Origin of the sequence: Xenophilus sp. Marseille-Q4582 (assembly GCF_916700565.1) — a bacterium.
Classification (GTDB): domain Bacteria; phylum Pseudomonadota; class Gammaproteobacteria; order Burkholderiales; family Burkholderiaceae_C; genus Xenophilus.
Genome location: NZ_CAKAKO010000004.1, coordinates 770152 through 794681, shown reverse-complemented (window position 1 = coordinate 794681; position 24530 = coordinate 770152). Strand labels below are relative to the sequence as shown.

Genomic DNA, 24530 nt, shown 5'->3' with positions numbered 1-24530 from the left:
GGGGCAACTGTAGGCCAAGTCCGACAGGGCTGCTGCGGGCGCGGCGCCCTCAGAAGCTGTGAATGAATTCGGCGTGACCGAGCAGAGCGTCAAAACGTTCGCAATCGAGGCGCAAAGCGCAGCCATAGCTCGGGCTATGGCGAGCATTTGCAACGATGAGTGCGGGCGTTTTGGCGGGATGAGCGGGCATGTCGGATTCGTTCACAGCTTCTCAGGGCTTGGCGTGGGCCCGCATCCAGGCGTCGACGGCGGCGCGCTGCGCGGCGTCCAGGCGCAGGCCCAGCTTGGAGCGTCGCCACAGCACGTCGTCGGCCCGGGTCGCCCATTCCTGGTGCTGCAGGTAGTGCAATTCGCGCTCGTACAGGCCCGGCGCCACCTGCGCGCCGAGGTCGGCCAGCTGGCCGGCCGGGCCGATCAGCGCGGCCACGCGCGTGCCGTAGGCCTGGGCCAGGCGCTGCGCCAGCGCCTGCGGCAGCCAGGGCCAGCGCACCTGCACGGCGGCCACGAAGCGCTGCAGCAGCTGCTGCGGCGTTTCGCCCGCCGTGGCGCCGCCCACCCAGGCGGCCAGGTCGCCACCGGCCAGGAAGGCGCCCTCGGTCCACGGCTCGCGCGCGTCGCCCAGCATCTGGCCGACCGCGTCGGCCGCGTCCTCGGCCAGCTTGCGGAAGGTGGTGATCTTGCCGCCCCACACCGACAGCAGCGGCGCGCCGTCGGTGTGGCGCTCCAGCAGGTAGTCGCGCGTGACGGCCGAGGGGTCGCCCGAGGCATCGTCCAGCAGCGGGCGCACGCCGGCGTAGGTCCACACCACCTGCTCGGGCGTCACGGGCTTCTCGAAGTAGCGGCTGGCCTGTTCGCACAGGTAGGCGATCTCGCTGTCGTCGATGCGCGCCGTGCCCGGCTCGCCCTGCACCTCCACGTCGGTGGTACCGATCAGCGTGTAGTCCTGCTGGTACGGGATGGCGAAGATGATGCGCTTGTCGGGGTTCTGGAAGATGTAGGCATGGTCGTGGTCGAAGATGCGCGGCACCACGATGTGGCTGCCCTTGACCAGACGCAGGCTCTTGGTGGCCAGCGCCTCGCCGGCCGCCGGCTTGGCCACGCCGCGCAGGAAGGATTCGGCCCAGGGCCCGGCGGCGTTGACCAGCGCGCGGGCGCGCACGCTGCGCATCAGGCCGTCGGGACCTTCCAGCAGCGCCTGCCAGCCTTCGGCCGTGCGTTGCGCCGACACCACGCGGGTGCGCGTCAGCACCTCGGCGCCGCGCTCGCGCGCGTCCAGCGCGTTGAGCACCACCAGCCGCGCATCGTCCACCCAGCCGTCCGAGTACACGAAGCCGCGCGTGTAGCGCGCCTTCAACGGCGCACCGGCCGGGTGCTTGCGCAGGTCCACGCCGCGCGAGCCGGGCAGCACCTCGCGTTTGGCCAGGTGGTCGTACAGGAACAGGCCCATGCGCACCATCCAGGCCGGCCGCATGTCGGCGTCGTGCGGCATCACGAAGCGCAGCGGCCCCATGATGTGCGGCGCGCTCTTGAGCAGCACCTCGCGCTCCTGCAGCGCCTTGCGCACCAGCGAGAACTCGTAGTACTCCAGGTAGCGCAGGCCGCCGTGGATCAGCTTGGTGGAGGCCGAAGAGGTGTGCGAGGCCAGGTCGTCCTTCTCGGCCAGCAACACGCGCCAGCCGCGGCCGGCCAGGTCGCGCGCGATGCCGCATCCATTGATGCCGCCCCCCACCACGAGCACGTCGACATCGAAACCTGCGGCCGCAGGGCCGTGGGCAGAGGTGGAGGGGGCCGCAGCACCCCGCACAGCGTCATTCATGAGCAAGCGTTCCTGTGTTCCAGACAGCGCGGCTCGATTTCTTTCCAATCGATTCGCTATGGCGCGATTTTCGGCGCGTTTTTGCGCAATGTCCATTCGTTTCGTTTCGGTTTAAAGTTCAGCCCGTGTCATCCGTGAACAGTTCCAACCCCCGCCAGCTGCACCTGCTGGAGCTGGTGCGCCAGCAGGGCACCGCGAGCGTGGAGCACCTGGCCGAGCGGCTGGGTGTGACGCTGCAGACCGTGCGCCGTGACGTGCAGCGCCTGGCCGATGCCGGCCTGCTCGCGCGCTTTCACGGCGGCGTGCGCGTGCCCGGCTCCACCACCGAGAACATCGCCCACCCGCAGCGCGCCACCCTGCATGCCGAGGGCAAGGCCCGCATCGCGCGCGCCGTGGCGGCGCGCGTGCCGGCCGACTGCTCGCTGATGCTCAACATCGGCACCACGGCCGAGGCCATCGCGCGGGCCCTGTTGCAGCACCGCGGCCTGCGCGTGATCACCAACAACCTGCACGTGGCCCACATCCTGGTCGACAACCCCCAATGCGAGGTGATCGTGGCCGGCGGCAGCGTGCGCGCGCGCGACCGGGCCGTGGTCGGCGAAGCCACCATCGACTTCCTGCGCCAGTTCAAGGTCGACATCGCGCTGCTGGGCTGCTCGGGCATCGAGGCCGATGCGACGGGCGCCACGGTGCGCGACTTCGACCTGCGCGAAGTGAAGGTGGCGCAGGCCATCCTTGCACAGGGCCGCGAGGTCTGGCTGGCGGCCGACGCCAGCAAGTTCCACCGGCCCGCCATGGTGGCGCTGGCACCGCTGGCGCGCATCGACCGCCTGTTCACCGACGCGCCGCCGCCCGCGCCCTTCCCCGAACTGCTGGAGGCCGCGCAGGTGCATTGCGTGATCGCCGGCGAACACCACGACACGGAGACCGCACCGCCATGACCTCAGCCCGCTACCTCCTCGCCCTGGACCAGGGCACCTCCAGCTCGCGCAGCATCGTCTTCGACCGCGCCGGCCGCATCGTCGCCATGGCCCAGCAGGAACTGCCGCAGCACTACCCACAGCCGGGCTGGGTGGAGCACGACCCGATGGAGATCTGGCAGGGCCAGCTCGCCACCGCGCGCGCCGTGCTCGCCCAAGCAGGCCTGAAGGCCAGCGACATGGCCGCCATCGGCATCACCAACCAGCGCGAGACCACGCTGCTGTGGCACCGCCAGACCGGCCGCCCCGTGCACCCGGGCATCGTCTGGCAGGACCGGCGCGCCGAGCCGCTGTGCGCCCAGCTGCGCGCCGACGGGATGGAAGCCACCATCCGCGAGAAGACCGGCCTGGTGATCGACGCCTACTTCTCCGCCACGAAGCTGCGCTGGCTGCTCGACCACGTGCCCGGCGCGCGCGCGCAGGCCGAGCGCGGCGAGCTGGCCTTCGGCACCGTGGACAGCTGGCTGATCTGGCAGCTGACCGGCGGCCAGGCGCACCTGACGGACGTGAGCAACGCCTCGCGCACCATGCTGTTCAACGTGCACCGCAACGAATGGGACGCCGAACTGCTGGCCGCACTGGACATCCCCGCCGCGCTGCTGCCCGAGGTGCGTCCGTCGAGCAGCCACTTCGCCGACGCCGACGCAGCGCTGCTGGGCGCGCCCCTGCCCATCGGCGGCGTGGCCGGCGACCAGCAGGCCGCCCTCTTCGGCCAGGCCTGCTTCCAGGCCGGCATGGCCAAGAACACCTACGGCACGGGCTGCTTCCTGCTCATGCACACGGGCGAGAAGTTCCAGCCGTCGAACAACGGGCTGCTGGTGACCAGCGCTGCACAGACCTCTGCGCAGCCCGCCTACGCCATGGAAGGCAGCGTCTTCGTCGGCGGCGCCGTGGTGCAGTGGCTGCGCGATGGCCTGCAGGCCATCAAGGGCAGCGCCGAGGTGCAGGGCCTGGCCGAAAGCGTGCCCGATGCCGGCGGCGTGATGTTCGTGCCCGCCTTCACCGGCCTGGGCGCGCCCTACTGGAAGGCCGACGCGCGCGGCACCATCACTGGGCTGACGCGCGGCACCACCGTGGCCCACATCGCGCGCGCGGCGCTGGAAAGCATCGCCTACCAGAGCGCCGCCCTGCTGCAGGCCATGAGCCGCGATGTCGTGGCCGCCGGCGGCCAGCCCGTGAGCGAACTGCGCGTGGACGGCGGCGCCTGCGTCAACGACCTGCTGATGCAGTTCCAGGCCGACCTGCTCGGCATTCCAGTCGTGCGCCCCGCCGTCACCGAAACCACCGCGCTCGGCGCCGCCTACCTCGCGGGCCTGTCCTGCGGGGTGTATGGCGGCACCGACGAACTCAGCGCCCTGTGGCGCGCCGAGCGCCGCTTCCTGCCCACCCTGCCCCGCGCCCAGGCCGAAGCGGCAATGGCGCGCTGGGAGCAGGCGGTGCGGCAGGCGACGGCGGTGTGAGCCGCGAGGCGCCGCATCAGCAGTGCCGGCTTCGCCTGCCGCGCAGCGCGGCAGCACCGTCAAGCTTGGGAGGCGGACACCCACCTGGTGCGGCCCGCAGATCGGCCACCTTCGCTCAGCGCACCAGCACCTGCCACACCAGTTCCAGCCCAGCCGCCCACAGATCGGCACGCGGGTGGGATTCCTTCTCTTCCCGCAGCGCCCGCTGGCGGTCGCGTTCGATGGCCGTGAGCGCATCGGCGATGTCCACGGTGCCGGCCGGGCGCGCCACCGGGCCGCGCTGGGCCGCTGCGGCGCCCGAGGCATGGCGCTTGAGCGCCTGGTCCACGGCCTGCGGGTCCAGCAGCGAGAACGGCGCGCGACAGAAGGGGCAGGCGTGGTCGCGGCGGATGTCCACCGGCGCCCCGCAGCCGCTGCAACTGATGGCGTCCACGCGGCGCGCCAGGTCCTCGATCTCGACCTTCGTGAGCAGGCGCACGAAGCCTTTTTCGATCATGAAGGACGAGAAGGTGGCGAAGCGCCCGTGCTGCTGCGGGCAGCGGTAGGTCACGTAGCGGCCGGTCTTCACCACGTCGAAGCCGTGCGCCAGCGTGCGCCGGCAGTGCGGGCAGTTCAGCTGCTCGGCCAGCGGCATGTGGGCGTCGTCGCGGTGGCGGTGCAGCAGCTCGAACAGCTGCAGCACGGCCTCGGGCGCGAGGCGCTGGCTTTCCTTCGGATCGAACCAGATGCCCTGGCAGCCGAAGCAGATGTCCAGCTCGGTGGCCACGCCCAGGTGCGTGCTCAGCCGATGGACCTCCATCGGGTGGCGGCAGGAGGGGCAGGCGGGCAGGGACGGGGCGAGGCGGTTCACGGCCGGCATGCTACTGCGCAACCTGGGCGCTGGGCGCACATGTTGTTCCGCCGGGGCCGCCCCAAGGAAAAACGCGCGCCCTCGGGGGGCAGCGGCCCTCGCGAAGCGGGGAAGCGCGGGGGCCCGTTAATGCGCGGGCACCAGGAAATCCTGGCTGATGCGCGCCCCCAGCTCGTTCACGCGGTCCAGGAACTGCGTGAGGTAGGCGTGCAGGCCGGTGGCCAGGATCTCGTCCACGCGGCCGTACTGCAGCTCGGCCAGCAGGCGGCCGGCACGGCGCTGCGTCTCGGCGCTCTGGTCGTTGGCCACCTTGGCCAGGTTGGCCACCACCTCGCCCAGGCTGTGGTGCAGCGAGCGCGGCATGTCGGCGCGCAGGATCAGCAGCTCGGCCACGCGCTCGGGCTTGATCACGTCGCGGTAGACCTTGCGGTAGACCTCGAAGGCCGAGACGCTGCGCAGGATCGCGCTCCAATGGTAGAAGTCGTACTCCTGGTTCTCGTCCGTGCCGGCGCCGAAGAACTCGCTGCCCATGGCATGGAACTTCACGTCCACCAGGCGCGCCGTGTTGTCGGCCCGCTCCAGGAAGGTGCCCAGGCGCGAGAAGTAGAAGGCCTCGTCCTGCAGCATGGTGCCCAGCGTGACGCCGCGCGAGAGGTGCGAGCGGAACTTGACCCATTCGAAGAAGGCGCCCGGGTCGCGCTCGAACTGGCCGATGCGCAGCATGCGGTTGACGTCGAGCCAGGTCGTGTTCTGCGTTTCCCACGACTCGGTGGTCAGCGCGCCGCGCACGGCACGCGCGTTCTCGCGCGCGGCCCGCAGGCAGGAAACGATGGAGGACGGGTTGCTTTCGTCCTTGACCATGAACTCCATCACGCCTTCGGGCGTGATGCTGTCGTGCTTGGCGAAGTAGGCCGGGCGCAGTTCGCTGATCGACAGCACGCCCTGCCAGCCCAGCTGGGCCACTTCGGCCGACTGGGGCAGCAGGGAGGTCTGGTAGTTGATGTCGAGCATGCGCGCCGTGTTCTCGGCGCGCTCGGTGTAGCGCGACATCCAGTAGAGGTGGTCGGCGGTGCGTGAAAGCATGTTCTGGGTCTCCCTCTTCGTTCAGGCCGACTGCGACTGCGTCTGCGTCTGGCCGCCCTGCGACTGGCTTTGCGACTGGGCACCGAAGCGCCTGTCCGACTCCAGGATCCAGGTGTCCTTGGTGCCGCCCCCCTGCGAGGAGTTGACCACCAGCGAGCCTTCCTTGAGCGCCACGCGGGTCAGGCCGCCCGGCACCATCGTCACTTCCTTGGCCGAGAGCACGAAGGGCCGCAGGTCGATGTGGCGCGGCGCGATGCCCGAGTCGACGAAGGTGGGCGAGGTGGACAGGCTCAGCGTGGGCTGGGCGATGTAGCCGTCGGGCTTGGCCCGCACCACTTCGCGGAACTCGTCGATCTCGGCTTTCGTCGCCGCCGGACCGATCAGCATGCCGTAGCCGCCCGCGCCATGCACTTCCTTGACGACGAGCTCTTCCATGTGCGCAAGCACGTAGGCGAGGTCGTCCGGGTTGCGGCACATCCAGGTCGGCACGTTCTTGAGGATCGGCTGCTCGCCCAGGTAGAACTCGATCATCTTGGGCACGTAGGGGTAGATGGACTTGTCGTCCGCCACGCCCGTGCCCACGGCATTGCAGATCACCACGTTGCCGGCCTTGTAGGCGCGCATCAGGCCGGCGCATCCCAGCGTCGAATTGGGGCGGAACACCTCGGGGTCGAGGAAGTCGTCGTCCACGCGGCGGTAGATCACGTCGACGCGGCGCGGGCCGCGCGTGGTGCGCATGTAGACGAAATCGTCCTTGACGAACAGGTCCTGCCCTTCGACCAGCTCCACGCCCATCTGCTGCGCGAGGAAGGCGTGCTCGAAGTAGGCGCTGTTGTACATCCCGGGCGTGAGCACCACCACCGTGGGCTCGGCCGTGGCCGGCGGCGCGCTGGCGCGCAGGGTCTCGAGCAGCAGGTCGGGGTAATGGGCCACCGGCGCCACGCGGTTCTGCGCGAACAGCTCCGGGAAGAGCCGCATCATCATCTTGCGGTTCTCGAGCATGTAGCTCACGCCGCTGGGCACGCGCAGGTTGTCCTCGAGCACGTAGTACTCGCCCTTGCCGCCGCTGTCGGGCGCGCGCACGATGTCGATGCCCGAGATGTTGGAGTAGATGCCGTTGGGCACATCCACGCCGATCATCTCGGGGCGGAACTGCGCGTTGCGGTTGATCTGCTCGGCCGGGATGATGCCGGCCTTGACGATCTCCTGGCCGTGGTAGACGTCATGGATGAAGCGGTTGAGCGCGGTGACGCGCTGCACCAGCCCCTTTTCCATCGCGCTCCATTCGTCGGCCGGGATGATGCGCGGCAGCAGGTCGAAGGGAATGAGGCGCTCGGTGCCCGAGCCGTCCTCGTCCTTCGCGCCGTACACGGCGAAGGTGATCCCCACCCGGCGGAAGATCATCTCCGCCTCCTCGCGCCGGGAGTTCATCACCTCCTGCGGTTGCTTCGCGAGCCATTGGTCGTACCGTTGGTAGTGTTGACGAATCGCGGCCCCGTCATAGGGCAGCCGCTCATACATTTCATCGAACTTGTGCATTTGAACGACCATCTCCTTGCGCCATAGCTTAGCAAGTTCAGGACCACCTGCCGGCCCCGCGCTGGCGCCCTGATGCGAGGCCGTCCTCCTTCCTGTGCTTCCGGCGGCCCCGGGCGCACCGCCGGTCAACCCGCGGGCGGCGGGCCGTGCTGCCAGTAGCGCGGCGCCTGCAGGCGCTCGCAATGCAACCGCGCGGGGCGCAGGCTGGACCAGCGCGCAGCGCCGCAGTGCGGCGAATCCACGACGGCGATGCCACGCTCGCGCAGGCGCGCCGTCACTTCGGGGGCGGGGTGGCCGAAGCGGTTGCGCCAGCCGCTTTGCACGAGCGCGAGGCGCGGCCTCACCGCGTCGAGCAGGGCCTCGCTGCTCGAGGTCTTGCTGCCATGGTGCGGGCGCAGCGCAGTGATTTACGGGGAAACAGGCGCACCCAGCCGGACTCTGTCGCTGTGCGCGACAAGTCGGGATAAAGTAGCTCCCCGCGCAGAATCCCGCACACGATCCCGCACATGGCCCACATCCGAAAGTTCCGAGACGGCTGGAGGGCCGAAGTCCAGAAGCATGGCATCCGAAAAAGCAAGGTGTTCGACACCAAGCGGGATGCGCAGAAGTGGGCCAGGGACACTGAACTGGAGCTTGACGCCCTGAAAGGGTCTGGCGGCCTGACTCTCGGTCAGGCCTCGGCCAAGTACCTTGCCACAGCCGCCAGGGACAAGGCGCCGGGGGCGGCCGCCTGGGAGGAGCGCCGACTGCTGGAGGCGATGGAATTCCTGGGTGAGAACACTCCCATCGCCTCAATCTCCAGCGTGCGCCTTGGTGAATGGCGAGATGACCGCTTGAAGACGGTCAGCGGATCTACGGTGATCCGGCATTTCAGCGTGCTCCGCAGCCTCTTCCGACTCGCGGCCGAAGACTGGAAGGTGATCGAAAAGAACCCCTGCGATGGCGTGCGGATGCCTGAGCACAACCCACCACGGCATCAGGTTTGGACGTGGAAGCTCATCAAGCGAGTCCTCCGGGCAAAGAACCGAAACGCCCGGGAGATACAGACGATTCACGCGTTCCACATCGCCCTCCACACCGGCATGCGCCTGGGCGAAATCCTGAGGGCGGAGGTCGTGGGGAAAATCGCTGTTCTGGAGCGCGACAAGTCGAGTGGCAAGGCCTCGGCGCCGGTGAAGATACCGCTCGCAAGAAAGGGGGCGGCCCTGTTCGCCAAGTACGGCCCGTTCAGCATTGCTCCAGGCACGGCAAGCGCCACGTTCTCAGACATGACCGACGAACTTCTCATCGACGGCCTGACATTCCACGACGCGCGCGCTTTCGCCCTGACCATGCTTTCAAGACGGATGGACGTCATGACCCTGGCCCGCATCAGCCGTCACAAGAACTTGAAGACGCTGATGGAGAACTATTACAGAGAGTCGGCAGAGCAGATCGCAGCCCGCATCTGAGCCATGTTCTGCACCCTCTACATCCTGCGCCGCGCCGCCCACCCGCACGGCGGCTACCTGCCGCTCATCGCGTCAGCGAGTCGTAGGCCTTGCGCTGTACAGAACACCAGTAGAAAATAGGCGAGCCCGCAAGGTGGTTGCACACCATGCGGGCTCTAACCAATCGACGAAAGTACCGTCTCATGGCTACCCATGATCTTACCGCCGCGCGTCTGCGCGAGCTTCTTCACTACGACGCGAGCACTGGAATATTCACATGGATGAAACGCCCGCTCTCCATGTTCCGCGACCTGCGCGCATGTGCGGCATGGAACGGCAGGTATGCTGGGCAGACTGCCGGAGGCATATCCAACGGATACGTGTCAATTGGAGTTTTTGACCGAGCGCATTGGGCACACCGGCTTGCATGGCTCTACGTCCATGACGAATGGCCGGAGCATGAGATTGACCACATCAATGGGATCCGCACCGACAACAGGATGCAAAACCTGAGAGATGTGCGTCGCGTTGTCAATCAGCAAAACGTCTACTCAGTCTCTCGGGGGCAGAAGATGCCAATGGGCGTCTTCTGCAACAAGAGGAAGCGCGAGCGCGCATACAGCGCAAACATTCGAATCCAAGGGAAGACCAAGCACCTTGGGTACTTTGAAACAGCAGAAATGGCCTCGCAGGCATATATCGCGGCGAAGCGGCTGCATCACGCAGGATGCACTATCTAGGCATCAACGAATCGAAGGCTGCTTCACACGCCAGTCCGGCTATTCGGGCTCGGTCAGCCGCCTCTGCATAGATTGCTGCTCGCTCGCCCACTGCGCCGAGCACGTCGATGAGCACGGCCAGGGGATCAGGCTCACCCGCGCTTGGGGCGGGAGCGGCGGGACGCGGGCAGGCTCGACGGGCGGCACTGGCGGCGGCGACACGCAGGCGGTCAGCAGCACCACGGGAATCAGCCAGATCGCGCTCCAGGGCGTTGATTTGCTCTTGGGCATGGGTTGCCACCTCCTGCACGGCTTGCGTGCGCTGCTGTTCGATCTCGCGCTGGCGGGCCTCTGCCTCCGCACGCGCTTTCTCAGCGGTCAGCCGGAACTCGGCCAGCGCCGTCCTCGCGTCATTGCCCCGCATGCGCTCCACGCCGCCCCACAGCAGCGCGGCGGCCAGGGCTGCGGCGAGCCAGAGGCGCAGGTCGAGCAAGCTCACGAGATGCACAGCGCATACTCCGCTTGCCGGCGCCGCACGAGGCCGGGCAACTCACGGCCTCCCGCGTAGGTCCAGCGCCGCAGCTCGCCGCACCAGTCCAGCACCTGCGCACCGGCATTTGCTTTCCGGACCAGCGTGCTGGCGCACATTTGTTTCCGACCGACGTTGAAGGCGAAGGACAGCATCGCGGCCTTCTGGCTGTCCGTCAGCGGCGCCTTGATGCAATCCAGATCATCCGCGTGCTTGAGCAAGTCGCGGTACAGCATGTCCTCGCACTGCTCGCGGGTGTAGGTCTGGCCCATGCGCAGTTCCGGCCCGGTGTGGCCGGTGCAGGCCGTGATGATCCCGATGGGGTCGCGGTAGGTGCGCAGGATGGTGCCCTCGAAGTGCGTCACTACAGGCACGGCCAGTGCCACGACGCCAGCGCCGACAGCCGCAATGAGGCGCTGCTTGGGGGTCATTCGTCAGCCTCCCGCGTGTCGAGCGGCGCAAAGTCTGTGCCGCGCTTGAACTTCGCGCCCCAGTCCGTTTCTTCGCGCCACCACTTGCGGATCAGGTAGGCGATCTGGACAACGATGTAGATGCCGGTGGCAACGGCCACCCACTCATTCAGCGTGAGGGATGCTGCGACGGCTCCGGCTACTGCGGGGGCGGCCTTGACGGACTCCACTGCAATGTCGTGTTTCTCTGGTGTCATTGGCCGTCCTCCGGCAGTTGCTTGATGATTTCGGCCAGCCGCTCGGCGATCTCCACTGCCACGCGCTCCTGTGCCGCCGGCCCGGGGTGGATCGGGTCGTGCATTTCATCGGCGGCAATGGGCACGCCCAGCACGTCGATGTAAGGCACGCCGCGCGATGCCGCGAGCGCTCGCATGCGCTGGTCGATGTCGAGGTAGACGGCCCTGATCTCGGGCGTGACGGTCTCGCTGAGCGGCACGTCGAACGCGCCGACGACTGCAACACGCTTGCCCGCCGCCAGGGCGATGCCGACGAGCACGTCAATGTCAGCCGCAGTCTCGGCCGGCGCCATGCCGGCCAGAGCCTCGGCGCCGCCGAAGCGCAGCACGATCCAGTCGGCGCCGTCGCGCTGGATGGCTTGCGCGAAGGGCTCGCTGGCCCACGGCTCAATGCCGTCGATGACGTAACGCGCGTGGCTGCCGCCGTAGCTGCGGTCCAGGTGCACCGTGCCGGGCATGTGGGCCTGCAGACGCGGCACGGTGCCGCCGCTGGTCAGGCTGTCGCCGTAGTGCGCGTAGACGATCTCGCGTGGCTCGGGCGCTGGGGGTGGCGCAGGCTCAGGTGCGGGGACGGGCAGCACTGGCAAGAAGCCCGGCGATCCGCCACCCCCGCCGCAGGCAGCAAGGGCAGCAGCGGCCAGGAGCCACAGGCGGCGGGTCAGGAGCAGAGTAAGCATCAAGCATCCCCCGCGACAAGGTATTCGAGGATGATTACACCCGGTCTACCGTTGTATCGATTGCCTGCCGAGCCTCCATAGCTCACTCCACCAGTTCCGTAGCCGGAGGGAATGATTTGCTGGCTTACGGCAATGACCCCAACTTGAGGATGTCCGCCAAACTTTGGAGGCACCGAGTAAATGACGAAATCAGGTGCGCCTCTCCATGTGTAGTCGCCACCTGGAATGTTGATCTGTCCTCCAGTGGCAATCCCTCCGTTTGTGAATGTCGCCCCGTTAACGGGCATGGTGGCATACGTGGTGGTCCCCGTCCCGGCAACCATCCCGAACATCGTTGTATTGGTTCCGGCGGCACCCGTTGCATCCGCCGCAGACGCACTGACTCCCCCGACGCCGACCGTATATGTATATCCAGCTCCGGGCGTGACATCGACCACGGATTCGCAGTAGCCGCCATGCCCCCCTGGATTGCATAGGTTGCCGCTGGCATGGCGTCCAGAGCCGCTCCCAGGCCCCTGCAACCGCGCCCTAACACGCCCTCCAACAATATTTGTGGGCGCGACCCACGTCGCGGCCGTCCCGCTTGTGAGGTACTCGGTGACCATGCGGACAGCGCCGCCAGATGCGGCAATCTCGTCCCACGCCCCATCTTTGCGCGCGTACTGCTTGCCGTCGGATGGAGCGTCAGGCAGCGACAGCGCAGCGATGGCCTGGGCCGTCCGCAGCGGAGTCATGTATTGCGTGTTATCAGTACCGGCCTCGGCAGTTGCTTGGTTGGGAATCGTCGGCTGATAGTCCCCAGCTTTTGCCGTGGTGCTGGTCGTGCCGATGGTCAGGTTGGACGTGCCCGCCCCAATTGCCGCGCGCGCAGAAGCCTGGTCCGCGCCCGCCGCGATGACCGCCGGCTTGTTGGCGATGGACGTGATGCCGCTCGTGGCGTTCCAGTCCGTCTGCTGCTGGGCAGCCGGGATCGTGGGTTTGCCCGTCAGGTCTGCGTAGGCTCCAGACGTTGCGACGGCTGCAAGATCGCTCGGCTGCACTGCGGTAGCCGCAAGGGCGCCTTGGCTTGCAGTTGCGAAATCAGCAGTGTCAGCAGCAGCAGCAGTGCCGAGTGCGCCGCCGTCCTTGAGCAGCTTGCCCGTCGCACCATCGAACAGCGCTACATGGCCGTCAGTCGCGCCGGCAGGGCCGGACACGTCGCCAGAGCCCGCGCCCGCCGCACCACGGATGTTGACCGCAGAGGCGATGTCGGACACAAGCCCGGTCGGGCCGATGTAGTCGCCCGTGGCCGGCTTGGTGCCGGTGCCGCCAGTCCAATCCGCCACCTGATGGACGTAGCGGGCACCATCGGCCACGGTGGCGAGGATTGGCGCCCAGCCATCGGCGCCATCGGCGCCAGCCGCGCCCGTATCCCCGGTGTCGCCCTTGTCGCCTTTATCGCCCTTGTCGCCTCGGGGAATGACGAAGTCCAGCACCGCAGCCACAGACGTGCCGGCATTTGTCACGCTAGCGCTGCTGCCGGGCGCGCCGGTCGTGACAGTCCCCACTGTGATGGTCGCCGCTGCGCCGTCATCACCATCCGCACCCGGATCGCCTTTGTCTCCCTTGTCCCCCTTCGGCAGCACCAGATTCAGCGTCTGGCTCGGCGCTGCCCCGGTGATAGTGGCCCCCGCGCTGGGGCCGCTCGTCACCGTGCCGATGGACAGGCTGTTGGGCGGCCCCACCGGCCCAGCCTGACCCTCGGGGCCTTCAGGGCCAGCAGGGCCAACACCGCCAGACAGCGAGACGGTCCAGTCAGCGTGCGTGCCGCTGCCTCCCGTGTCGGTCACCTCAACATCCAGCGCGCCCGTGTCCCGGTCGTAGCCGGTGACGGCGCCCTGCATCCAGTTGTTCACGGGGTCGGCGTTGTCGGCGATGCGGACCACCTGCCCGACCGCGAATTGCTTGTCAGGCCCGACGTTGAGCGACTGCGGCCCCGTGCCGATGGTCAGCGACGTGGTGGACGTGCCGGCGATCTGCTCGGTCACGCGGTCGTGCAGCTTGTTCAGGTTCTCGATGGCATCAGCCGAGTCCATCCCGGCATAGAAAGGTCCACTCATCACCATCCCTCGATTTGCAGTTGCGCGGTATGCAGGTTGTAGGAAGCGAAGGTCAGAGACGTGTTGGACAAGCGCCCGTACATCGTCCAGTCCTGCACAAGAAGCGGGTCACCGTTGGACGGGACCACGCACAGAAAAACGGGCCGCCCTACCCCATTGCCGCGCAGGATTTGCATCACGCGTGCGCGGTCATCGGGCCGGAGCACGGACAAGTCCAGCGTCATGGCATCGTGCTGCGTCCCCAAGTCCGGGACCGCGTCGCCGGAGTCGGCGCGGGTAACGGTCGTGGTATCAACCACCGCCACCGTGGAGCCGTAGGCAGCGTTGTATTGAGCCTCCCAGTACGATCCGGCAACGATGCGCGCACAGTCGATGTATCCGGCAGGATTGCTGGGGTCAGCCAGGTCCAGCACAAGCTTGCGCACGCCGATTTGAGGCAGGAACCACAGGGCCGACTTGGTGGCGCCGCCGTAGGCAAAGGCGTTCCCGCCCAGCGGACCAATCCACGGCCATGCGCCGAGGTTCGGCCCTGGCGCGGCCGGCTTCACGCCCGAGTCTGCGACGAGGTTGTCATCAGCGTCATAGCCGCGCACACGCACCGTGCCTGCCGAAGTGAGGTTCGTCGCGGGCAGGCCCACCCCGCCGATGGATACAGCGGTCGGCCACGTCAGCGTGTACGTCACTGACGTTCCCACACTGCGGTGCACCTCGCCCTTGCGGTCGGTCTTGAGGTACTGGACCCCGAGACTTCCCGCAGTGCTCGACGCGACAATGGTTGCCCTATCAGCCGCGTTGTCGTGGATCAGTCGTAGATTGCTCACGTCACAGGTGTCCCGCTCAGTTGGAATGGATACCAGGCACTGCCGATCCGCAGGCATGGACCATGGGTTAAATGCACGTAGAAATCGCCAGTGAGGCCAGAGGACGGCAGAGATGAGCCCGGGTCGAATCGGGCATGAGCACCAGTGCTCGAAGGCGACACCTGTAGCGCCGGACCATTGCCTGCCGTCTTGTTGGCGATCAATGCCGGTGCGACTCCCGAGGTGGACCGGGCCTCCACGCCAGTGCCCGACGTCGAAGTGGCGTAGACGGCCGTGGCACTCCCCGATGCGGCCTCCACAGCCCGATTGCTCACAGTCGTGACGTTGATGCCGCCGCCTGAGCCGGTGTTGCTCACGGTCACCGCCACCGACGACCCGCTGGCTGTCACACCCATGCCGACGGTCGTGGAGGTGATCTGAAACGCGGTCCCACCGCCCGTCTGCTGGATGCGAAACGCGTTGCCGTTGCCGGTGTTCGAAATGTTGGCCAGCGGGATCGACATAGTTCCCGCCCCGCTGATCCGGAACACGATGGGTTCGCTGGGCTGCTTGTAGATCTGCAGGCCGTCGCCCAGCGTGCCGACGGTAAATGCCGGTGCGCTGGACGACGGAGAGCCAAGCGGCGAGATCCGAATGAGGCTGTCGCCGGAGATCGAGGTCTGGAACGTGCTGCCCGTGAAAGTGCCGCCCGTGATGGTTCTGCCGGATACATCGCCATCGACCAGCAGGTTGGTGTCGATGCGCATGCCTGGGTTCATCCACAGCGCACCATTCCAGTAGCCCGTGGCGACCACACTCTGCGCGCTGTTGGTGATGGTCACCGTGTCGCCCACGTACAGGTGGCTGTTGCTGGGCGCCGAGCCTGAATTGCCAAGCGCCTGCCACACGGCATCGCGGGCAGCAAGGTCCACGGCGCCCGCATTCGTCTCGTTGGCCGTGCCTGCCGCCCATCGTGCGCGCCCAGATGTGCGGGCCTCAAAGCGCACAAGATTCGACACCGTCGCATTGATGAACACCGGCACCCGAGGACCCGCAGCGCCTGAGGCGCCGTCGCGCACCTTGTTGATGACCACGGTAGAGTCGTAGTTCACCGAGTCCTCGGTGACCCGCGCACGAATGGTCACACTGTCCGTGGACATGTTGCCAGCCAGCAGCGTCGCCGAGGTGCCCGTGTTGCCGGTCAGCGTGGCAGTGCCTGACACCACGGAGATCGTGATGGCACTGGACAGCAGCGCCTTCTTCGCCGTGAAGGTGATGGACGCAGGCGATACGGCGCTCGCCGCGTCGTACTTGAAGATGGGCGCGCTGGCGGTCAGGGTGACACCGCGCACCGCATCCATCGTCTCCTCAAGCTCCGGGGACAGGACCGGGATGATGCGCGGCACGGTGGCCTGCAAGCGCAGCGTGCGTTCGTTGACGATGGCTGCCATCAGATGAGCACCCCCACAGTCACGCGGCCGGCCAGCCAGTCGCGCTCAATGCTGACCACGAGGCCGGTCTTGCCCCCAGCCAGCCCGTAGCGCGGATGGTCGATGGTGATGGCGTCACCCAACTCCGTCAGCAGCATGTGCGCGTAGTACTCGGCCTGATAGACCGTATGCGGCTCCTTCCACAGGTCGCGGCGGCGCTCGCATTCGGCCTGCGCATCGACTGTGCGCAAAAGGAGCGTGTCCTCCTGATCCGGCTCGGTAGTCAGGCGGTACTTCGCGGCCACGGCCGAGTCGTTGGCTTGCACCGTGAGCCATTCCGTGCCGAGCAAGTCACTGCTGGTCGCCGGCAAGCCCGTGGCGAGCCCGGATTGCTGAACAGTCCAGTTGCGGCAGTAGCCCAGCCTGCACGCCGCCTTGACCTCGGTTCGTTGCGCCGGCCGCAGCGTGTTCGCCACCATGTCGCCAGGCCCAACGACAACCGGCGTGCCGACGGCGGGGAGCGCCAGAGGGATCAGCCGCAGCTTGCCCAGGGTCGTGCAGACGACTTGCGCACCCACCGACCCGGCGAGCGACTGCGCGTGTGCGAGGACGCTGGTGTTGTCGTTCATCAGCAGGCCGACCGGCTGCGGGTAGGCCGTCTCGAATGCGGCCAGTTGCGCCGCGTCCAGATCGCCCGCATCGAACCGCTGTGCGCTCGGCCCGTAGGCGGTCACAAGATGCTGCACCAGCGTGCTGATGTTGTTGGTGTACGTGCCCCCTGGCTTCGCGCCCTGCACGTCCGCTGTGATCTGGCCCCTGACCTTGCCGCCCGACACCCTGAACGAGCCCGAGGCCAGGGACTCCGTGATGACGATGGTCGGATCGCCCATGTCGCGGGCCTCGATGATCCGCTCGATGGCGCCGCCGTGGACCTTGTAGTCCTGGTCTACGCTCGTGAGCAGCGGCGACATGCCATGCACTTCACCCAGCACATGAGGGATCAGCTCGTCGGCGTTGTCGCCCGAACCGCCGAGGGTCTGCTCGATGGCCGGGTTGTTCAGGCGGTCCAGTTTGTTCAGCAAGGACAGCGTGAGCGTTTCTGCGCCGTCGCCAATGTCCGCCACCACGCCCTGGAAGATGAGCCGGAAGTCTGCGCGCGGCCACTGGGCGTCGCCCAGGTAGACGGACACGGGGCGGTTCGCCCACACATGGGTCAGCCACTCATCACGCGAGCCGTCGGCGTTCTCAAGCTCGATGTCGCCAAAGCCTGCAGAGGCCTCGCCCGTCAGGCTAAGTTCCTCGCGGAACGTCACGCCGCCCGCGATGCACGCTTCGTAGGCGATGTTGGTGTCCTCGCGGATATAGGGGCGATTCGACAGCCAGAAGTCCTCTTCCGCGCTGCCGGTGTTTGCCTGCGCCTCCACCAGCACGACACGCCGCGACGAGCCCGAGCGCAGCCAGGCTTTGAAGTCATCGTCCGTCATGCTGCTACGGCCCTCTTTGCCAGGGCATTGCCGCGTGCGCCCTTCTCGATGCCCCGCTCAACTGCTGCAGCAGTGCGCTGGCCGCCTTCCAGCGATGCCATCGCCGCCTTATCGCCGCTGCGAGCCACCTCGGCCTTCACCGCTGCCATTTCTGCCCGCAGGGCGCGCACCTCGGCCACCAGCTCAGCGTTGGCCTGCGCCAGCATCTGCGACGACTGGCCGTTGCTGTAGATCCGCGACGGCGCCGTGAACTCCAGTTCTGGCCCGCGCTCGCCCACGATCCGCCACCCGCCCGAGTGGACACCGCCCGACGCAAACCCCGGCACCGTGGACACATCCACGCCGACCACGGCAGCGATGTTGCGGGCGAACTCCTTGGGAAGGCCCACCAGTGCTTCGATGATGCGGTTCACGCCGCCGTCGAACATGCCGGCCTGCTGCTCGGGCAGGTAGGTCCACACGTCGTTCACCGACGCCAGCAACGATTCGACAGACGACAGCTTGGCGTTGGCAATCGCCAGCTCGGCGTTCGTCGTCGTGATCTTCACATCCGCCGTGGCAACCATGCTGTCCACAGCCGACTGCAGCGTGGTCAGCTTGGCGATCTGCTCCGCGCTCAGACCATTCGCTGCCTCGGCCGCGCTGATGAGCGCCTGCTGGCGGTTGACCTCTGCCTGAGCCTCGCTGACAAGCGAGCCGCCCAGGGCATCCAGTTGCTTCGTCACCGTGTCGAAGATGGCGGTGTACATGCCCGGGCTGTAGTTCTGCGCCAGGGTCAGGTAGCTGTTGGCGATGTTCTGCAGGGCACCCTGAGCGTCCTTGTCGCCGCCCCGCGCCTTTGCCAGCGTCTCTTCGTACTGCCGCAACGCCTCACCCATCTGCTCGGCAGGGGTCAGGGCCGACAGGCTGCCGACCTTCAGGCTGTCTACGTAGCTCTTGAGTTGCTTGCCCACGGTCAGCAGGGACTGCGCCGACGACAGCGCCGTCTGCCACGCCTGCATCTGCACGCTGGCCGAGCGCTCGATGATGCCTTTGAGTTCCGTCGCCGCCTTGATGCGCGCGTCCAGATCGCCCGTGCCGTTCACGGTGGCCCACAGTTCGGCCTCGCCGGTCCCGCCAGTGATGCTCAGACCGATGGAGCGCGACAGGTCCTGCGCGCTCTTGCGCATGCTGGTCCACTTGTCCACGTCCGCCTGCAGGGCGCTGACGGTCTGGCTGGCCTCCTGCTGCTGGGCCTGCAGAGCATCCACGGTGGACTGACTGATGCTCAGGTAGTCGTCGGCGATGGAGTGCATGAGGCGCACCATCGTCTCGTTGCCAGCAGCGTAGTACGCCTGGATGTCGTTGGCGAACTGCTGGCGCGAGTAGCCGAGGATCTGCTCGAAGCTGGCATTGACGCCTCCTGCTGCCAGCGTGCTCTGGATGCGCTGCACCGACAGTGCCTGCATCTGGCCAGGCGTCAGGAAGTCGCTCGCACGGCCCACCATGTCGGCAACGATGTCCGCCAGGGACAGCGCAGCCTGGCCCGAAGCAGAAGCCACCTCGTAGAAAGCATCCGCCACGCCCATGAGCTGGCCGGTCAGGTACTGGCCGGCCTCGGTGCCAGTGTCGATGGACTCGACCAGCGAGCGGAAGCCCTGAACACCGACAGGCATGGCGATGCCGATGCGCTGGAATTCTTCCGTCAGCCGGGCAGTCTTCGCCTCCAGCTGCTCCTGCTCGCTGAAGAAGTTCTCGAAGTACGAATCGAAGCCCGACTGCAGGTTTTCCAGCCCGCCAGCCCCGCGGATCATGTCGCGCGACAAGTCCAGCGCCTGCAGGCCAACCGACTTCATGGCCGAACGCACGTCCAGCAGCGACGCGTACAGATCTTCCAGCTCGCTCGCGTCGCCCACGAACGTCTCGATGATCGAGGACAACCCACTCTGCGGCGTCATGCTGCTGACGATGGAGCCAGCCGTGCCGTAGCGGTACATGGCAAGCTCTTGCTCGGCGCCCATGATGGTCTGCCGCATGATCTCGACCGCCACGTCGCCCTGCTTGCGCACGATGTCGGTGTAGTCGATGGCACGCAGGCCGAACTTCTCCAGCGCGTACTCGGCCGTCTCAATGCCCGTCGTGACCTTGATGAGGGTCTCGAACATGCCCTCGCCGATGGCCTGGAACGGGCGCAGAGCCGGGAGCGCAGCGGCGGCCATCTGGTCGCCCACTGCCGAGAAAATCGCCTCCAGCTCCTTCTGGATTTCCTCGCCGGTCATGTCCTTGAGGCTGACCAAGCCGCCACCCTGCATCCCGAACATGCCGTTCTGCATGTAGGTGCTGGTGTCCCCCAGCGTCGGGATCAGCGACAGCATGCGCTCCTGCAGCGCGGCGTCGTTCAGGCCCAGGGCATCGGCGGCCGTGTAAACCGTCTCGGCGACGTTCGCCAGCACGCGACCCACGCCCGTCGTGAACTCCTCGTCGAGGTTGCGCCACATGGCCTGCGCGCCCTTGTCGAAGATGAGGTTGAAACCCATCCCCTGGACACCCTTCTCGATGATGTCGGCGACGGTCTGGCCCGGGAAGAAGCCGATGCCGGAGTCGAGGAAGGCGTCACCGAACGACGCGCCCGCGAAGCCACGGATGAAGAAGTCCGTCGAGGCGGTGCCGGCCAGACCCTGGATACCCTCGCGCACCTTCGTCAGCTCGGACAGCATCTTCTGCGTGTAGGCCAGCTCGATCTTGCTGTTGTCCGCCAGGATGTCGATGGCGTTGCCCAGGCTTTCAGACTGCTGGCCTTCCATGCCGAGGACAGTGCCGGTGCCGCCTGACTTGATGCCGGTGTAGCCGCCGCCACCGCCGCCACCTCCACCGCCGCCCAGGGAGACGCCGAGGGATGCGACAAAGGCCGCCATCGCAGCCATGCGAGCGAAGGCGGAGTAGGGATCGCCCTGGCCCTGCCCCAGCACTGCGCTGATGGCTTGCGGCACCAGCTTCTGAACGGTCATCGCCAATTCCGCTGCGTGAAAGGTGGCGGAAACGACCTGCAGCGTCTTGTAACCACTCGACTGCTCCTCAAAGAAGCTCTTGGCGGCCCCTGTCAGGTCGCCAAAGATGCCGAGCGTGTCACGCAGTGCAGCCTGGTTGTTCTTTTCGCGCTCTTCGTTGATCTTGCCGATGGAGTCCTGGAATTCCCAAGCCTTCTGCCGGCCAGTCACGAGCGCGGTGGCCGCGTTTTGCTCCTGCTTGGCGATCTGGGCGGAGCGCTTGCCATAGCGGTCAATCGCCGCCACGGCCTTGTTGACAGCGCCCGACATACCGCCGAGCGCCTTGCTTGCGCCCGCGAACGCATCGCGCAGCGCATCGCCGAAGTCTTCCGCCTTGGTCGGGTCCAGAAAGTCCTGCAGTTCCTTGAGGGCGGCGCCGCCGATGTCGTTCTGCTCGCCGATCTTGAGCCCTTGCACCAGCCGCTGCTGCTGGTCAATCGCCGCCTGAAGTGCTGCCACATAGCCCGGCAGCACCCTATCGCTGCCGTCCAACTGCGCGAGGTTCAGCTTCATCTGCTCCAGCGTCAGTTCGGCAACGGACGACTTGCTCATGCCGAAGGTGCGGTTTGCAAACTCCTGCGCCTCGGCGGCCGAGCGGATGCCGTCGGCAGACTTCCAGGCAGCATCAACGGTGGCGGCGGCCTGCTTTTCGAGTTCAGCGTCGATGCGGGCGCGCTCCTTCGCGGCAGCGTTGGACTTCTCCAGTGCCGCCCATTCGTCGATGTACGCCACCACGCCCGCCCGCTGGGCTTCTGTCAGCTTGAACTTTTCTTCCTTCAGGTCCTGCTCGAACTTGATCCGAGCCTTGGCAGATGCGCTCAGCTTCTCGCCCCCGGCAAGCTCCTGGCGCTCGGCCTCGATACGCTCGGCAATGGAGCCGATGAGGTCGCGGTAGGCCGTGGCCTGCTTCTTCAGCTCGGCGGCGCCCCCGCCTGAGCCACCCTTGTCCTTGTACTTCTCGGCAATGTTGGCCAGCTCAACCTCGTACGCAGCCTTGACCTTGAGCTGCTTTGCGGTGTCGCCCACTGCCGCTGCATAGGCCTTCTCGTATTCCGTCTTGGCCTTCGTCTCAGCTGCGCTCTGTTGCTGTGCCTTGCTCTGGCGCGAGGTGTCGCCTAGGTATGACGATACGACCGCACTGTTTCGTGCCAGCAGTGCCATGCGCGAATCCTTGCTGTCGCCGTCGCCGTAGGAGAACTGAACACCAGCCGTCGCGGCCATGGCTGCGCGAGCCTCACGCAACTTGTCCACCAAGCTCTGCGCGTCTGCATAGGCGCTACGCAGGTAGATGTTTGGGCTGGTCGCCGCGCCCTGCGCCTTCAGGTTTGCCAGCGACTTCTCGGCCGCAGCCAAGTCCTTATCAAGGGACTGCGCCGCACCTTGGCTGTCCATCAGCATGCGCGGCATGATCTGCTGGCTGACGTCCGTGCGCAGCTTGAGGAAGCCGCCAGAGAGCACGTTGAGGCTGCCGTTCACCACGCTGGCCGCGTCTCCGATCGTGTCGAAGAAGGTCCGCCCGATGGCGACGCCGCTGGCCTTCGCGAAGGCCGAGAACATGCCGTCGCCCGCCTTCTTCGCGTTGTCGAAGGCCTCGCTGACGGCGTTCAGGTCATTGGTGGCAGCCTGCACGCCGCCGGCCAGAGCTTGGGTGACGCCAGAGTCGCCCGCACTCCGCTTCAGCCGCTCCCAGGCGTTGTCAAACCTGTTGACTGCGGCATCGAGGCGATCGGCGGCCTTGTCTGCCGCGCCGCCAAGATGCTCGTTGAGGGCGCGCGCGAACTTCGGCAGGAAGTCGTCCGCGATGACCTGGCCCTGCTCCAGCATCTTGCCCAACTCGGCGGTCGTCACGCCCATGGCCTTGGCGGCCACCTGGAATGCGCCAGGCAGACGCTCACCAAGCTGCCCGCGCAGTTCTTCTGCTTGCACGGTGCCCTTGGACACCATCTGCTGGAGGGCCAGCAAGGCGCCAGCCGACTGTTCCGCCGACAACCCCATGACGGCAGACGCCTTCGAGATGGACTCGAAGATTTCTCGCGTCGCTTGCCCTTCAATCGCCGTGCCCTTGGCGGCAGCGGAGAAGCTGGCGTAGGCCTTCGCGGTGCTGGCGAGTTGCAGACCAAGGTCGTCGGCCAGCTTGGTCACATAGGCCAGCTCCCGCGCCCCCTGCCCGCCAGTCGCGAAGTTCAGGGTCATGCGCAGGCGCTCGCCGGCCGCGCTGGCCTCGTACAGGGACTTCGCCGCCGCAGAGGCGCTCTGGACCACCGCGCTGCCCAGGAATGCGCCGATGCCGATGCGCGTCAAGGCCATAAAGCTGGCCTGCGTCTCAGCCGCGGCAACTCCGGTCGCCCTCATGGCGGGGGCGGACTGCTGGGATGACGCGGAGAATCGCTGCATGGCTGCAGCAGCCGCAGCGCTGGAGGTTGCAAGCGCGGCTGTCTGCACCGTCAGTGCCTGCACTGCACCAGAGAGTGCCAGCGTCTGCTGCGCAGCCGCCAGGTGCGCCGCCCCGACGGTGGCAACCGAAGTCCGAATACCGCCCAGCGCCGTAGCCTCAGCGCGCAGCGCGTTTGCCGTGGCATCTGCCGCCGAGGCAAAGCTGCGCATGCCGCGCTCTGCGGATGAAGAAGCCGTGCCCATACCGCGCATACCGGCCGAGGCGACGGACATGGACGATGCCATGGCCTTGGCGCTGGTGGCCGCTTCGGCAGCGGACGTGTTCAGCCGGGTCAGGCCGGTGATGTTGATGGCGCCAAGGTCTTTGGTCGCCTTCGTCGCCTTGTTGGCAGAGTCCGTGACCTTGTTCAGTCCGTCAGATGCGGGCTTGGTCTTCTTGCCAACATCTTCAAGGCCCTTGCCCGCACCCACGCCGAGCGAATCAAGGCTCTTTCCGGTCTTCTTCGCGGCGCCTTCAACCCCATCAAGGGCGCGCTCGACCTTCGGGCCAGCAGCCGCCAGCGCTTCCAGAGACTTGACGCCCCTGTCCGCATCGCTGGTGTCTACCTTGACCCCGATGTTGGCTACGTTTTCGGTCATGCGCTCGCCCAAATGACAAGCCCCCTGGCAGATGCCAAGGGGCTCGGTGTGTGCAGCCCGGCTAGCGGGCTAATCGTCTTTACGGTGGATCTCATCCAGCGCGGCCGCCTCCATCACCTGGAGGTCTTGGAAAATCTCGTCGCGGTCTTCTTCGGGAGTCTTTGTGCGCTTCCAGACCTCATCCAGCGCGGAATAGTCAAACCCGGTCGGCCCGCTGAAGCCCATTCGCCACTGCGTTCGCATCGCGTCGAACACGCGAAGCGACTGCTCGTTCTCAGGCCACAGGTCTACGGTCTCATGGCCGTAGTCCTCTATGCGCAGGCCAAAGGCGTTGAGCTTCTTCTCATCGAATTTCTCGTAGCGGGCGACCGCCACCGCCCTCAGTTTCCCAAGCGGCCGTCGTGGATCGCGGCCTCGTAGCCGCTGATGATCTTCTTGCCAGCCCCGCCGAAGCCGTCGATCAGACGGATGACGTTTTCCTTGCTGAACTCGTCGTCCAGGTCCCAACCTTCTGCGATCCGCATCACGAACCCAGCGTCACTCTCGACGCCGCGGCCCACAAGTTCGGCCCAGGTGACCTTCTGCTCGTCAGCATTGCCGGCCGCATCAATGGTGGCCTGCACTTCGGCGAGATACTCGTCCTTGAGCTTCGCCAGCTCCGTACGGGTGCGGTTGCGCGCCTTCAGATTCACTGTGCCGTCCTGGCCGTCCAGTTGCTGGACGGTTACGCGCAGATTGAACGTCTCGGGACGCTTGTTGAGTACGACTTTTGCCATGATGTTGTGCTTTCACTCAGAGGGAAAAGACCCGAAGGAGCGACCTGCGGGCATGAAAAAGCCCCACCCGCTTTCACGGGATGGGGCTTGTGG

Annotated in this window: 21 protein-coding genes; 4 read left to right on the top strand and 17 right to left on the bottom strand. The window is 66.7% G+C overall.

Translation table 11 applies throughout. From position 1 onward, the window contains the following. Positions 1 to 49: 49 nt before the first annotated feature. Together LG388_RS19160 and glpD are read right to left on the bottom strand one after the other, a co-directional pair. Positions 50 to 205 carry a hypothetical protein gene (locus LG388_RS19160; RefSeq protein ID WP_225782001.1) on the bottom strand — a complete coding sequence of 52 codons (156 nt, stop codon included), beginning with the start codon at positions 203 to 205 and terminating at the stop codon, positions 50 to 52. Between the two features lie 6 nt (positions 206 to 211). Further along, on the bottom strand, positions 212 to 1816 hold the full coding sequence (glpD, locus tag LG388_RS19155; RefSeq protein ID WP_225784270.1) for a glycerol-3-phosphate dehydrogenase: 1605 nt from the start codon (positions 1814 to 1816) through the stop codon (positions 212 to 214). A gap of 134 nt (positions 1817 to 1950) precedes the next feature. Here glpD and LG388_RS19150 point away from each other — a divergent pair, with 134 nt between their 5' ends. Both LG388_RS19150 and glpK read left to right on the top strand, forming a co-directional pair. Continuing rightward, complete coding sequence (locus LG388_RS19150) at positions 1951 to 2757, top strand: DeoR/GlpR family DNA-binding transcription regulator (RefSeq protein ID WP_370630199.1); 807 nt, start codon at positions 1951 to 1953, stop codon at positions 2755 to 2757. Beyond that, positions 2754 to 4256 carry a glycerol kinase GlpK gene (glpK, locus tag LG388_RS19145; RefSeq protein ID WP_225784268.1) on the top strand — a complete coding sequence of 501 codons (1503 nt, stop codon included), beginning with the start codon at positions 2754 to 2756 and terminating at the stop codon, positions 4254 to 4256. The genes LG388_RS19150 and glpK overlap by 4 nt, the downstream gene beginning before the upstream one ends. A 115-nt stretch (positions 4257 to 4371) precedes the next feature. Here glpK and LG388_RS19140 read toward each other — a convergent pair whose 3' ends face one another. From LG388_RS19140 to LG388_RS19125, 4 genes are all read right to left on the bottom strand, one after another. Continuing rightward, complete coding sequence (locus tag LG388_RS19140; protein ID WP_225784267.1) at positions 4372 to 5106, bottom strand: zf-TFIIB domain-containing protein; 735 nt, start codon at positions 5104 to 5106, stop codon at positions 4372 to 4374. A 126-nt stretch (positions 5107 to 5232) separates the two neighbouring features. Beyond that, the gene (locus LG388_RS19135) at positions 5233 to 6189 is read right to left on the bottom strand and encodes an alpha-E domain-containing protein (RefSeq protein WP_225784266.1); all 957 of its coding nucleotides are present in this window, start codon (positions 6187 to 6189) and stop codon (positions 5233 to 5235) included. Between the two features lie 21 nt (positions 6190 to 6210). After that, positions 6211 to 7728: a circularly permuted type 2 ATP-grasp protein gene (locus LG388_RS19130; RefSeq protein ID WP_225784265.1), complete on the bottom strand. Its 1518-nt coding sequence runs from the start codon at positions 7726 to 7728 to the stop codon at positions 6211 to 6213. 125 nt (positions 7729 to 7853) lie between these two features. Beyond that, the gene (locus LG388_RS19125; RefSeq protein WP_370630198.1) at positions 7854 to 8072 is read right to left on the bottom strand and encodes a hypothetical protein; all 219 of its coding nucleotides are present in this window, start codon (positions 8070 to 8072) and stop codon (positions 7854 to 7856) included. A 162-nt stretch (positions 8073 to 8234) separates the two neighbouring features. Between LG388_RS19125 and LG388_RS19120 the strand changes: the two genes are divergently transcribed. Together LG388_RS19120 and LG388_RS19115 are read left to right on the top strand one after the other, a co-directional pair. Then, complete coding sequence (locus tag LG388_RS19120) at positions 8235 to 9179, top strand: hypothetical protein (protein ID WP_225784264.1); 945 nt, start codon at positions 8235 to 8237, stop codon at positions 9177 to 9179. A gap of 182 nt (positions 9180 to 9361) precedes the next feature. Then, on the top strand, positions 9362 to 9898 hold the full coding sequence (locus tag LG388_RS19115; protein WP_225784263.1) for an HNH endonuclease signature motif containing protein: 537 nt from the start codon (positions 9362 to 9364) through the stop codon (positions 9896 to 9898). Here LG388_RS19115 and LG388_RS19110 read toward each other — a convergent pair. The 11 genes from LG388_RS19110 to LG388_RS19060 all read right to left on the bottom strand — a co-directional run bounded on the left by LG388_RS19110 (position 9891) and on the right by LG388_RS19060 (position 24437). Next, complete coding sequence (locus LG388_RS19110; RefSeq protein WP_225783322.1) at positions 9891 to 10385, bottom strand: DUF2514 family protein; 495 nt, start codon at positions 10383 to 10385, stop codon at positions 9891 to 9893. The two genes, LG388_RS19115 and LG388_RS19110, sit on opposite strands and share 8 nt — an antisense overlap. Continuing rightward, the gene (locus LG388_RS19105; protein WP_225783323.1) at positions 10373 to 10837 is read right to left on the bottom strand and encodes a lysozyme; all 465 of its coding nucleotides are present in this window, start codon (positions 10835 to 10837) and stop codon (positions 10373 to 10375) included. Before LG388_RS19105 ends, LG388_RS19110 begins: the two co-directional genes overlap by 13 nt. After that, the gene (locus tag LG388_RS19100; protein ID WP_225783324.1) at positions 10834 to 11073 is read right to left on the bottom strand and encodes a hypothetical protein; all 240 of its coding nucleotides are present in this window, start codon (positions 11071 to 11073) and stop codon (positions 10834 to 10836) included. Before LG388_RS19100 ends, LG388_RS19105 begins: the two co-directional genes overlap by 4 nt. Further along, positions 11070 to 11789, bottom strand: a complete 720-nt coding sequence (locus LG388_RS19095) for an SGNH/GDSL hydrolase family protein (protein WP_304956857.1) — start codon at positions 11787 to 11789, stop codon at positions 11070 to 11072. The genes LG388_RS19100 and LG388_RS19095 overlap by 4 nt, the downstream gene beginning before the upstream one ends. Beyond that, a complete protein-coding gene (locus tag LG388_RS19090; RefSeq protein WP_225784262.1) occupies positions 11789 to 13888 on the bottom strand; it encodes a hypothetical protein in 2100 nt (699 codons plus the stop codon). The genes LG388_RS19095 and LG388_RS19090 overlap by 1 nt, the downstream gene beginning before the upstream one ends. Continuing rightward, complete coding sequence (locus LG388_RS19085) at positions 13888 to 14709, bottom strand: hypothetical protein (protein ID WP_225784261.1); 822 nt, start codon at positions 14707 to 14709, stop codon at positions 13888 to 13890. Before LG388_RS19085 ends, LG388_RS19090 begins: the two co-directional genes overlap by 1 nt. Further along, positions 14706 to 16139, bottom strand: coding sequence for a hypothetical protein (locus LG388_RS19080; RefSeq protein WP_225784260.1), 1434 nt, complete (start codon positions 16137 to 16139; stop codon positions 14706 to 14708). Before LG388_RS19080 ends, LG388_RS19085 begins: the two co-directional genes overlap by 4 nt. Beyond that, entirely contained in the window at positions 16139 to 17602 is a 1464-nt protein-coding gene (locus tag LG388_RS19075) for a hypothetical protein (protein WP_225784259.1), read from the bottom strand. The genes LG388_RS19080 and LG388_RS19075 overlap by 1 nt, the downstream gene beginning before the upstream one ends. Further along, the gene (locus tag LG388_RS19070) at positions 17599 to 23661 is read right to left on the bottom strand and encodes a tape measure protein (RefSeq protein WP_225784258.1); all 6063 of its coding nucleotides are present in this window, start codon (positions 23659 to 23661) and stop codon (positions 17599 to 17601) included. Before LG388_RS19070 ends, LG388_RS19075 begins: the two co-directional genes overlap by 4 nt. Positions 23662 to 23730: 69 nt before the next feature. Further along, positions 23731 to 24036: a DUF1799 domain-containing protein gene (locus tag LG388_RS19065; RefSeq protein ID WP_225784257.1), complete on the bottom strand. Its 306-nt coding sequence runs from the start codon at positions 24034 to 24036 to the stop codon at positions 23731 to 23733. 5 nt (positions 24037 to 24041) lie between these two features. Continuing rightward, positions 24042 to 24437 carry a phage tail assembly chaperone gene (locus LG388_RS19060; protein ID WP_225784256.1) on the bottom strand — a complete coding sequence of 132 codons (396 nt, stop codon included), beginning with the start codon at positions 24435 to 24437 and terminating at the stop codon, positions 24042 to 24044. Positions 24438 to 24530: the final 93 nt, after the last annotated feature.